Annotated in this window: 4 protein-coding genes and 1 pseudogene; 3 read left to right on the forward strand and 2 right to left on the reverse strand. The window is 68.8% G+C overall.

Annotation, left to right across the window (positions count from 1 at the left end; genetic code table 11):
• Positions 1–18: 18 nt before the first annotated feature.
• The 3 genes from CRP49_RS29455 to CRP49_RS29465 all read left to right on the forward strand — a co-directional run bounded on the left by CRP49_RS29455 (position 19) and on the right by CRP49_RS29465 (position 8630).
• Complete coding sequence (locus CRP49_RS29455; RefSeq protein WP_097256075.1) at positions 19–1011, forward strand: class I SAM-dependent methyltransferase; 993 nt, start codon at positions 19–21, stop codon at positions 1009–1011.
• A gap of 485 nt (positions 1012–1496) precedes the next feature.
• Positions 1497–8222, forward strand: coding sequence for an RHS repeat-associated core domain-containing protein (locus CRP49_RS29460; protein WP_143670033.1), 6726 nt, complete (start codon positions 1497–1499; stop codon positions 8220–8222).
• Between the two features lie 39 nt (positions 8223–8261).
• The gene (locus CRP49_RS29465) at positions 8262–8630 is read left to right on the forward strand and encodes a hypothetical protein (RefSeq protein ID WP_097257598.1); all 369 of its coding nucleotides are present in this window, start codon (positions 8262–8264) and stop codon (positions 8628–8630) included.
• A 441-nt stretch (positions 8631–9071) separates the two neighbouring features.
• Here CRP49_RS29465 and CRP49_RS29470 read toward each other — a convergent pair whose 3' ends face one another.
• Both CRP49_RS29470 and CRP49_RS29475 read right to left on the reverse strand, forming a co-directional pair.
• Entirely contained in the window at positions 9072–10595 is a 1524-nt protein-coding gene (locus CRP49_RS29470; RefSeq protein ID WP_097256077.1) for an aldehyde dehydrogenase family protein, read from the reverse strand.
• Between the two features lie 56 nt (positions 10596–10651).
• Positions 10652–11958, reverse strand: a pseudogene (locus CRP49_RS29475) (GAF domain-containing protein).
• Positions 11959–12025: the final 67 nt, after the last annotated feature.

Raw genomic sequence — 12025 nt, forward strand, 5'->3', positions numbered from 1 at the left:
ACTGAAAGGAACCCCTGGATGACAGCCAACCAGAACCCGGCCCGCGAGACCGCAGCGGACGCGGCGGGAGCGGCCGCGCTGCTGGAGATCGGCGACCGGATCGGGGTGCTGCCGCACATCGACAAGGGCCAGCGGGTCGACGTCGAGCAGCTGGTGTCGGCCACCGGGCTGCCGAGGCAGAGCGTGGCCAACTACCTGGAGGCTCTGGCCTCGGCGGCGCTGGTGGTCGAGTCGGACGGGACGTACCAGGTGGCGTCGGACTTCGACCAGATCCTGTACGAGTCCGGGTACCTGTCCTGGGCGCTCAACGCGAACCGGCCCTTCGTGGAGAACGCGGTCGAGTTCCTCACCGACAACGTGGCCGCCGGCAAGCGGCACAGCCGCGACGGCCGGCAGGTCGCCGTGAGTTCGCAGTGGATGGGTTCGTTCGGCTTCTATCCCGTGGCGCTGCAGACCATCCTCGACGCCCGTCCCTCGCATGTGGTCGACCTCGGCGCGGGCACCGCCCGGCTGCTCATCGAGATCATGCTGACCCTGAAGGACACCACGGCCGTGGCGCTCGACCTGGACGCCGAGGCGTGCCGGGAGGCGCAGCTGGCGGCCGAGCGAGCGGGGGTGGCCGACCGGATCACCGTGTACGAGCGGTCGATCCAGTCGGTGGCCTCCGACCCGACGCCGGTGAAGGACGCCGACGTGGTGCACGCCGGGTTCGTCTTCCACGACATGATGCCCGAGGAGGAGGACATCGCCGACCGGACCCTGGCCAATTGCCGGGACGCGTTGCGGCCGGGCGGCATGATGGCGCTCACGGAGGCGGTGCCGTACGTGCCCGACCCGAGGGAGCGCCGGTTCAGCGCGATCGTGACGTATTACCACCAGCAGTTCATGCGTCGGCGGCTGCTCAACGAGCAGGAGTGGACCGACAAGCTGCTGTCGGCGGGCTTCTCGGACGTCCGGTGCCTGCCGCACCGGTTCCCCACGGGCCGGCTGTTCATCGCGAAGAAGCACTGAACCACAGCGGGTGCGGGGCCGACGGCCCGGAATCCGGATCCAACGGTGTGGGATCAGGGGTGCCTGGAGGGGGCGACGTCCTCTCCAGGCGCCACTCGGCGTCGAGGTGGACGCGCGGCTGTTCCTCTGTCGGGCCGAGGTCGGGTGCGGCACGCAGATCGATGGTGCGCGCCAGGTGGGCGGCGTGCAGCTCCAGCACGGTGAAGGCATTCTCAGCGTCGACCGTCGCGGGGGTCCACCACGGCTTGACCGCTGGGTGCTCGCGCACAGCCCGTTTTGACGGATCCAGGTCAACTTGAGTGCCCGGCTGGGCGATTCCTTTGCTCTTCGTGTGGAGATCCTTTGCATGCTGTGTCGATCACAGGCCCTAGCGTGAAGGTTCCACGGGGGATTGGATCTGCGCTGTCTCCCCTTTTACGCACCCTCAATCCGCCTGATTCCAGGACGAGTTGGGTGTCCATGGTTTTGGGAGGGGAACGCACACCATGGTGCGAAGAACGGGGTTTCGTCGTACGACACTGGCTGCGGTCGGCGCTCTGATCGCGGGGCTGCTGCCCACGGGCGTGGCCGCGGCGGCCACCACCACGCACCACCAGGTGTCGGCTCCCGCCGTGCCCCACGACAAGCGGATCCCCTTCACCCTTGAGAAGCCCAAGCAGGTCTCCCCGCACAAGGCTTTCAAGCACTTCGACCCCACGGCGCACGCCACGTTGCCCGCACCGAGCAGCGCGGTGGTCACCCTGCCCGTCGCGGCCGCCGCCACGCGGCTGACCGCCGAGGCCACCCAGGTACGGGCCGGAAGGACGCCCGTCCTGCTGGGTGCCGGCGCGGGCGTGCGGCCGCAGGCGACCGCCGTCACCGGATCACAGCGCGTGCGGGTGACCGTGCTGGAGCAGAAGACCGCACGCGCCGCCGGCGTCCACGGCCTGCTCTTCACCCTGCGGCGCACTGGCCCCGGCAGCGGGAAGGTCTCACTGCGGGTGGACGACTCCTCGTTCCGCTACGCCTTCGGCGGTGACTTCGCCGCGCGCTTGCACCTGGTCCAGCTGCCCGCGTGCGCGCTGACCACGCCGAAGCTGGCCAAGTGCCAGGCCCAGACCGCGGTGCGGACCGCACCAGGAACGCCGCTGTCCGCGCAGGTCTCCGTGCCCGCGGCAGAACCCGCCGGTCCGGGAGCCGGACTTTTCGCCCGCTCGGCCACGGCATCGTCCGGCGCCATGGTGGTCATGGCGGCGACCTCCGGCACGTCGGGCTCCTCCGGCGACTACTCGGCGACCAGCCTGTCACCGGGCGGCTCCTGGTCGACCTCGGGGAACACGGGCGCGTTCACCTACAGCTACCCCATTTCGGTGCCCCCGGCGATCGGCGGCGCGGCACCGAACGTCGGTCTTTCCTACAACTCCTCCACCCAGGACGCGCGCACCGAGGGCACCAACAACCAGTCCTCCTGGCTGGGAGACGGCTGGAGCTCCACCGAGAACTACATCGAGCGCACCTACAAGTCCTGCAAGGACGACTCCTCCTCCGGAGCCCCGGACAACGACGGCGACCAGTGCTGGGCGGGACAGATCCTCACCCTCTCGCTCAACGGCAAGTCCACCGACATCGTCTACGACGACGCCACCAAGACCTTCCGCCCCGCCGGCGACGACTCCACCACCAAGATCGAGGACCTGACCGGTGCCACGAACGGCACCGACAACAAGGAGTACTTCAAGGTCACCGAGGCCGGGGTGCAGTACTTCTTCGGCCTGAACCGGCTGCCGGGCTGGTCCAGCGGCAAGGACGAGACCAAGTCAGCGTGGACCCAGCCCGTCTACCACGCGCACAGCGGGGTGTCGGCGTGTCCGGACAGCACGACCTTCGCCGACACGGCCTGCACGCTGGGCTACCGGTTCAACCTGGACTACGTGGTGGACTCGCACGGGAACGCCACCGCCTGGTACTACAGCCCGGAGACCGGCTACTACGGCGCGGACACGAAGGACACCGCCGTCGCCTACACGCGCGGCGGCGCCCTGTCCCGGATCGACTACGGCATGACGTCCTCGACGGTCTACTCCGGCACCGCCCCGGAGCAGATCCTCTTCGACACCGCCGAGCGCTGCATCCCGGGTACCCCGGCCGGCAATACCTGCGCCGACAGTCAGTTCACCCCCGCCAACGCCGCGTACTGGCCGGACGTACCGGTGGACCTGAACTGCACATCGGGCTCGACGAACTGCACCAACCACGGCCCGAGTTTCTGGTCGCGCAAGCGCCTGACCTCGATCACCACCCAGATCCAGACCGGCGGGACCACCAAGCAGGTCGACAAGTACACCTTCACCCAGTCCTTCCCCGACGGCGGCGACCACGCCCCCACCCTGTGGCTGGACTCCGTCCAGCACACGGGCCTGGACACCCTGGGCGGCGCGTCGGGCGGCACGTCGACTCCGGCGGTGAGTTTCGACCCGCCGCTGCAGCTTCCCAACCGGGTCGGGACGATCCCGCAGATGCCGCTGATGTACCACGACCGGATCCAGACGGTCACCAGCGAGACCGGCGCGCAGACGACGGTCACCTACGACCGGCCGAACTGCTCCAGCGCCCCGGCCAGCGACCCGAACGACCCCACCGACGCGGCGGCCAAGACCTTCGCCTCCACCAACACCCTGTCCTGCTTCCCCGTGTACTGGACCCCCGACGGGCAGCCGGCGCCCTGGTTGGACTGGTTCTACAAGTACAAGGTCACCTCGGTCGTCACCACCGACCCGCACAACTCCTACCAGGACGGCACCCAGCCGGAGCTGGAGACCGACTACGCCTACAAGGGCAACCCCGGCTGGCACTACGACGACAACGAGGTCGTCAAGGCCAAGAACCGCACCTGGGGCCAGTTCCGCGGCTACCCGGAGGTGGACGTCACCACCGGTGACCCGAACGTGTTCCACTACACCGACGGCACCAAGGTGCACGACCAGAAGACGCTCACGAAGACGTACTACTTCCTGGGCATGAACGGCGACACCCTGCCCGGCGGCAAGACCCGTTCGGTGCCGGATCTGACCAGCCAGGACGGCGCGACCTCGGTCGCGGACGACGACGCGCTGGCCGGCCAGGCCTTCGAGACCGACACCTACTCCGCCTCCGGCGGCAGTCTGGCCAAGGCCGTCGTCAACGTGCCCACGATCATCGGACCCACGGCCAGCCGCAACCGCAGCGGTCTGCCGGACCTGACGGCCCTGATGGTCCGCCCCGCCAAGACACTGACCCGCGAAGCGGTGTCGTACGGCTGGCGCAAGACCGAGACCGACACCTTCTACAACCGGACGCTGGGCAAGTCGACCACCGGCATGCCGGTCCAGGTCGACGACCGGGGCGAGCCCACCGACAGCGCCAACGTCTCCAAGTGCACCTACACCCGCTACCTCACCGGCAGCCCGAGCACCCTGGTGCTGCCCGCAGAGGTCATCTCCACGTCCCAGGACTGCTCCAGCGCCGGCGCCACCCCGAGCGGCACCCTGCTCTCCGACGTCCGTACTTCCTACGACCACAACGCCTTCGCCTACGACGGCGACGGCCAGCAGAATCCGGCACTCCCCGAGATCGGCGACGCCACGCTGGACCAGCAGGCGTCCGCAGCCAGCGGCGCCACCGCCACCAAGTTCTTGGACCAGGCCGTCACCACCTACGACTCCTACGGCCGCACCACCAAGGCCACCCGTACTCCCCACTCGGTCTCCCCCGACGGCAAGAGCCTCGCCCAGACCGTCTACACCTCCTACACCCCCACCACCGGCGCGCTCCCCACGAGCAGCACGACCATCACCCAGGTCACACCCGGCACGGACTGCTCCACGGTGACCGTGTCGTCCAAGGACTGCCAGCTCGCAAGCAGCACACTGGACCCGGCTCGGGGCCTGCCCACATCCAAGACGGACGCGGCCGGCCTGCTCACCTCGCTCACCTATGACGCGCTCGGCCGCATCACCGGTGTATGGCTGCCCAACGAGAGCAAGGCCAACAGCGCACCGGCGAACACGACCTACACCTACGCCCTGTCGCAGTCGGCTCCCTCGGTCGTCTCCACCAACGCATTGCTGGACAGCGGTGGTTACGAGACCAGCACAACGCTGTACGACGCGATGCTGCGCCCGCTGCAGGTACAGGCGACCGCGGAGAACTCCACTACCACGGTCTCCGACACCGAATCCGACTCGCACGGCTGGACGGTCGCCACCAACAACGCCTACAACGTGGCCGGCAGCCCCGGCAACAGCCTGATCTCGGTCTCCCAGGTCTCCATCCCCAACACCACCGTCACCGACTACGACGGACAGGGCCGGGCCGACCTGGTCACCGAGGAACACGACGGGGTCAAGGCCTGGACGACGACCACCGCCTACACCGGGGACAAGACCACCGTCCTGCCGCCCAAGGGCGGGGTCGCCACCACCACGGTCGTCAACGCGCGCGGTCAGACCACCGAGCTCGACCAGTACACCGTCGCGCCCACCGTTTCCGGTACCGCGGCCACTGGCTTCGCCACCACGGGTGGTACCACCTCGGCCACCACCTATGGCTACACCGCCGCAGGACAGCAGCATCAGGTCACGGGCCCCGACAAGTCGGTATGGACGTTCGACTACGACCTCCTCGGCCACAAGAAGTCCCAGACCGACCCGGACGCGGGCGGAAGCAGCTACGGATACGACGATGCGGGCAACCTGACCTCCACCACGGATGCCAAGAAGGTCGAACTCGATTACACCTACGACCTGTTGGGCCGCAAGCTCACCGGCACCGACAAGTCCAAGTCCAACTTCCAGTTCGCGTCCTGGACCTACGACACCCTGCGCATCGGCCGGCCGACCTCCTCCACCCGCTACGTCCAGGGCACGACCGACGGGTACACGGTGGCCACCACCGGCTACACCACCCTCGGCAAACCGACCGGCACCAAGATCACGCTGCCTGCGTCCGAGGCCCCGCTGCCGTCGACGTACACCACGAGCTACACGTACACCACCAACGACCAGCTGCTGAAGACACAGACCGACCCGCGCACCCAGGGCCTGAACAGCGAGACCATCACCTACGGCCGGAACGCACTGGGCAAGCCGACGACCACCGCCAGCAGCATCGGCACCTACGTCGGCGCGACCGTGTACACCAACTACGGTGAGCTCTCCCGGGTCACGTTCGGCCCGTCGACGAACCCCGCCTGGGCGACCTACAGCTACGACGACCAGACCCGCCGACCGACCGAGCGTCTCGTGGAGCGGACCCAGGCCCCCGGTCCGACGGTGGACGACACCAAGTACACCTACGACGCCGCCGGCAACCCGACCTCCACCACCGACCAGCAGTCGGAAACCGGCAACACCGTCACCGACCAGCAGTGCTACTCCTACGACACGCTCGACCGGCTGACCGACGCCTGGACCGCCAAGGACAACTGCGCGGCCAACCCGCCGACGAGCAGCACCCTGTCCACCACGGCCGGCTCGTACTGGCAGTCCTTCAGCTACGACGCGGTCGGCGACCGCAAGCAGAGCGTCGACCACGCCATCGGCAGCACCGGCACCACCGTCACCACGACCTACGCCGACGGCTGCACCACCGGCTGCACCAGCACCGGCGCCCAGCCGCACACCCTCACCGCCACCACGGGAGGCACCAACCCGACCAGGTTCGGCTACGACGAGATCGGCAACCTCCACACCCGCACCCCCACCAGCGGCCCCGGCCAGACGTTGACCTGGGACGACGAGAACCACCTCGCCCAGGTGGACACGGGAGGCGCCAGCCCCACCACCACCAAGTACCTCTACGACGCCGACGGCACCCAGCTCATCCGCCGCGACCCCGGCCAGACCACCCTGTTCGCCGGCGACACCGAGATCATCGTCAACACCAGCGTCACCCCCAACACCCTGCTCGGCGCCGTCCGCACCTACAGCCACGGCGGCTCGGGTGCCCCTGTGGCGGTCCACTCCAGCCTCGCGGGCGGGGGCACGAAGTATCTCTTCAACGACCCGCACGGCACCGCTTCCCTGGCGATGGACACCACCACCCAGCAGGTCGCCCGTCAGCAGTACACCCCCTACGGCCAGCCCCGTTCCAGCGCCAACACCACCACCTGGCCCGACCCCACACACTCCTACCTGGGCAAGCCCCAGGACACCTCCACCGGCTACACCGACGTCGGCGCCCGCAAGTACGACCCGACGCTCGGCAGCTTCATCAGTCTCGACCCCGTCTTCGAAGCCGCCAGCCCTCAGGAACTCGGCGGATACACCTACGCCGCCGACAACCCCGTCACCGGCAGCGACCCCACCGGCCTCGAATCCTGCTATCCGTCCAGCTACTGCTCCGGCAGCAACGGCACGTACGGCGACTACCACTCGGAGAACGACCCGGAATCCAGCAATTACAAGGGTTCCAGCCACTACTGCGACACGCACTCCTGCTCCGGTAACAGCACCGGCGGCCATTACTGCGACGGATGCCAGGGGGCCGGTCCCGCCCCTGTTCCGGTCCCGCCCCTGAAAACCGTCCAGATGTTCCAGCAGAAATACCCGAGCGTGGCGCAGATGGCGAACCAGGGGGACTACAACCCGCTGTACACCTATGCGGTCAATGTCGAGCTCTACTTCCGCGGGAGGTGCAGCCAGGACATGACCCAGGGCGGATGCCTGGAACTCTCGCACTTCTACCACACCTGGGCGGATGTCGATGACATCCCCGAGAACCCCTGCGCGGCGGGCACGCTCTGCGACATGCTGCCGCTGCTCCTGGCCGGGGCCGGCGCCGCAGGGGAGGAGGCGGCTCCGGCGAGGGCCGCGCCGGAGCCGGGGCTGCTGTCGGGGAACGGCGGACTGGGCATGCTCGTCAACTCGACCAAGGCTTTCGATGCGAACGCAGAATTGCTGGCGAACAAACTCGGCGGTCGGGCCCAGGTCGAGTTCCTGAACCTCAAGGATGTCGAATTCGATGCGGTCAGTGACGAGTATGTCGCATCCGCGAAACCCGGGAATCTCAAGATCGGTAGCGGTTTCCGAAATTCGGCAAAACGAATGTACGAAACGGCTGCGGCCTCGGGCAGAACGCCGTACTTCCAGTTCGACAGCGAGCCTTCCAGGGATGTTATGAATGCGATCAGACGGTATGATTCGAGATATGGCATGCAGGCGGTCATCGACATCGGTCCGCTGGCCGATCAGTGAGTCGGGGGCTCGTGTGTGCAAGGTCAGGGGCTGATCGTCGTGGGTGTCCTCGTCAGGATCAGGGGTTGGCTGGAGTGCGATGACCGGCAGCTCGCCCAGGTCAGAGAGGTCGTCGAACAGGACGACCCCGACCGGACGTACAGCGGTGGCTGGGCCTTTCCCCCGAGGCAGTACAACTTCGCGAACTGGGTTTTCTTCGGGGCCGAGATGCGCGCCCAGTCAGTCGACTGGTTCCTGGAGCGACTGCGGCGCGTGGCGCGGATTCCGGCCTCCGATGAGGACGAAGACCTGATCAGGGGTCTGTTCTTCGTCAGCCACGACGTCGACGGCATGAGCGAGTGGCAGGTCCGCGACGGCACCGTGGTGATCCAGGCCGCGAGCGAGGTGTATCAGTTCCTCGACGAGTAGGGCGTTGTGGCCGAGCGGAGTGAGCCGGGGTACGACGCGGCAGCGCGAACCGTATCCCGGGTCGCGTCCGCCGCGCAGTCAGAGCCCTACCCGGCCGGGGGCCGTCTGCCGGCGAGCGGCTGGGGCCTTCTGGTACTCGTCCGCGTGTTGTGCGAACACATAGGAAGCCAGATCCTCTTCGGCTACTGCACCAAGCCGGGGTACGGCTCCAGCGGCTCGAACGTGGGGCTGGTTTCGCGACCGCATGTGGTGCGGCGCCACCGCCACGGTGTTTGGCCGCCTGGGTAGGGTTCCAGCGGTTCGAGTGCCGTGACGCGGGTCGCTGCGCTCGTGAGTGGGCGGCTCGTGGGGTGATGTCCTTCCGCGCTGATCACAGCAGGTATCTATCGTGTCGGGTTGCCTGGAGCGCAACGATGCCTCCAGGCAACCCGACTTCAGGCTCTAGAAGAAGCCAAGTTTCTGAGGGCTGTAAGAACAAAGGATGTTCTTCGTCTGCTGGTAGTGCTCCAGCATCATCTTGTGCGTCTCGCGGCCGATCCCGGACTGCTTGTAGCCGCCGAACGCCGCGTGCGCGGGGTAGGCGTGGTAGCAGTTCGTCCAGACCCGGCCCGCCTGGATCGCGCGGCCCGCGCGGTACGCGGTGTTGATGTCCCGGGTCCACACGCCCGCGCCGAGGCCGTACAGCGTGTCGTTCGCGATCTTGATGGCGTCGTCGAAGTCGTCGAACGAGGCCACCGAGACGACCGGCCCGAAGATCTCCTCCTGGAAGATCCGCATGCGGTTGTCGCCCTCGAAGATGGTCGGCTGGACGTAGTAGCCGCCCTTCAGCTCGCCGTCGTACTCCACGCGTTCGCCGCCGGTGAGGACCTTGGCTCCCTCCTGCCGGCCGATGTCCAGGTAGGAGAGGATCTTCTCCAGCTGGTCGTTGGAGGCCTGGGCGCCGATCATCGTGTCGGTGTCGAGGGGGTGCCCCGGCTTGATCTGCCGGGTGCGGGCCACGGCCGCCTCGAGGAACTCCGCGTAGTTGCCGCGCTGGACGATCGCCCGGGAGGGGCAGGTGCACACCTCGCCCTGGTTGAGCGCGAACATGGTGAAGCCTTCGAGCGCCTTGTCCCGGAAGTCGTCGTCGTGGGCCCACACGTCGTCGAAGAAGATGTTCGGGGACTTGCCGCCGAGTTCCAGCGTGACCGGCTTGATGTTCTCCGAGGCGTACTGCATGATCAGCCGCCCGGTCGTGGTCTCTCCGGTGAACGCCACCTTGGCCACCCGCGGGCTGGAGGCCAGCGGCTTGCCCGCCTCCACACCGAAGCCGTTGACGATGTTGACCACGCCCGGCGGCAGCAGGTCGGCCACCAGGCTCATCCAGTAGTGGATGGACGCCGGGGTCTGCTCGGCGGGCTTGAGGACGACCGCGTTGCCCGCGGCGATCGCCGGCGCGAGCTTCCAGGCGGCCATCAGGATCGGGAAGTTCCACGGGATGATCTGCGCGACCACGCCGAGCGGCTCGTGGAAGTGGTACGCCACCGTGTCGTCGTCGATCTCGCTGAGCGAGCCCTCCTGCGCGCGGATGGCGCCCGCGAAGTAGCGGAAGTGGTCGATGGCGAGCGGGATGTCGGCCGCCAGCGTCTCGCGCACCGGCTTGCCGTTCTCCCAGCTCTCGGCCACCGCGAGGGGTTCGAGGTGGGCCTCCATGCGGTCGGCGATCTTCAGCAGGATGTCGGAGCGCTCCGTCACCGAGGTACGACCCCATCCGGGCGCGGCCTCGTGCGCCGCGTCCAGCGCCCGCTCCACGTCCTCCGCGGTACCGCGCGCGATCTCGGTGAACGGCTGTCCGTTGACCGGCGACGGATTCTCGAAGTACTGCCCGCGCAACGGCGGTACGTATGCTCCGCCGATGAAGTGGTCGTAGCGCGCCTGGTAGGAGACGATCGCGCCCTCGGTGCCGGGCGCCGCGTAACGGGTCATGCTGGTCTGCCTCCCGGTGAAGCGCTGCCCGCCGTTGGGCAGCTCGCGGCGCGAGGCTAGACGGGCGGACGTTGCAAGTACGTTGCGCCGCCGGTCGGCGCCGGTGTCCGGTGAGTCGGTACGGCCAGCTCGGCCTCCAGCGCCGAGAGCCGCGCCCGCACCGGCGCCGACGGCCGCACCGCCGCGAGGGCCCGCCACACCTCCAGGTCGTCCTCCCCCAGGGCGCACGCGCCCAGTCCGCGAGCAGATCGGGGTCGCCGTGGGAGATCAGGGCCGCCCGCAGACCGTCGGCGAGGAGGCGCCGGAGCCGCACCACCGCCGGTGCCTGCGAACCCGGCAGCAGCGGGCCCGCGTACGCCTCCACCGCGGACGTGAGCGCCCCCGCCTCCAGCCGCCGCTCCACCACGGTGGCGTCGGACTCGATCGCCGCCGTGAGCCGGTAAGGCCGTGACGCGAGCAGTCCCGTACCCACCAGCCGTCTCAGCCGGGCCAGTTCGGCGCGCAGCGTCACCGGGGTCACCGACTCGTCCGCGTACAGCCCGCACAGCAGTTCGTCGCCGGTCAGCCCCTCGGGATGGCGGGCGAGCAGGACCAGGATCTCGCTGTGCCGTCGGCTGAGCCTGATCCGGTGGCCGTCCAGCCGCAGTTCGGCCTCGTCACGGCCCAGCACACTCAGCAGGGCGGAGTCCTCGCCGCGCCGGGGTGAGGTGAGCAGCGCGAGCTGGGACTCGGCGGCCCGCGCCACCGCCTGCACGAAGCCCAGACTGTGCGGATGCGCCAGCCCGTCGCCACCGGTGATGTCCACGGCGCCGAGGACCCGGCCGGTGTGCGGATCGTGCACCGGCGCGGCCGCACAGGTCCACGGCTGCACCCGCCGTATGAAGTGCTCCGCCGCGAACACCTGCACCGGCCGGTCCAGGGCGACCGCGGTACCCGGCGCGTTGGTGCCGACCGCCGTCTCCGACCAGCGTGCCCCGGGCACGAAGTTCATCCGGTCCGCCAGCCGCCGGGTCGCCGGATGCCCCTCGACCCACAGCAGCCTGCCGTGCGCGTCGCACACCGCGAGCAGATGCTCGCCGTCGGCGGCGAACGTGCCCATCAGCTCCCGGAACAGCGGCATCACCCGGGCCAGCGGGTGCTCGGCCCGATAGGCGCCGAGGTCGCCGTCGGTCAGCTCCACGCTCGCGGTGCCGTCCGGCCCCACACCGGCTCGCGCGCTGCGCCGCCACGACTCGGCCACCACCTCGCGCACCGGGCGCGACACCGTGCCCGCCGTGGTGAACGTCTCGTGCGCCCGGCGCAGCACCCGGACTCGCTCGGCGGGGTCGGCCCCCGGCTCCAGGGCCACCCACGGATCGGTCAACTCGCCCTCCCCGGACGGTGAAACGGCTGGGACCATCGTCACGCGCCGTGTTCGCGCGGACAACCGG

Source organism: Streptomyces sp. Ag109_G2-15, assembly GCF_900215565.1.
GTDB lineage: Bacteria > Actinomycetota > Actinomycetes > Streptomycetales > Streptomycetaceae > Streptomyces > Streptomyces diastatochromogenes.

Bases quoted from the DNA above. Each gene is read 5' to 3' on its own strand.
- CRP49_RS29470 (WP_097256077.1), bottom strand. From the start codon at position 10,595: ATGACCCGTTACGCGGCGCCCGGCACCGAGGGCGCGATCGTCTCCTAC.
- CRP49_RS29460 (WP_143670033.1), top strand. From the start codon at position 1,497: ATGGTGCGAAGAACGGGGTTTCGTCGTACGACACTGGCTGCGGTCGGC.
- CRP49_RS29455 (WP_097256075.1), top strand. From the start codon at position 19: ATGACAGCCAACCAGAACCCGGCCCGCGAGACCGCAGCGGACGCGGCG.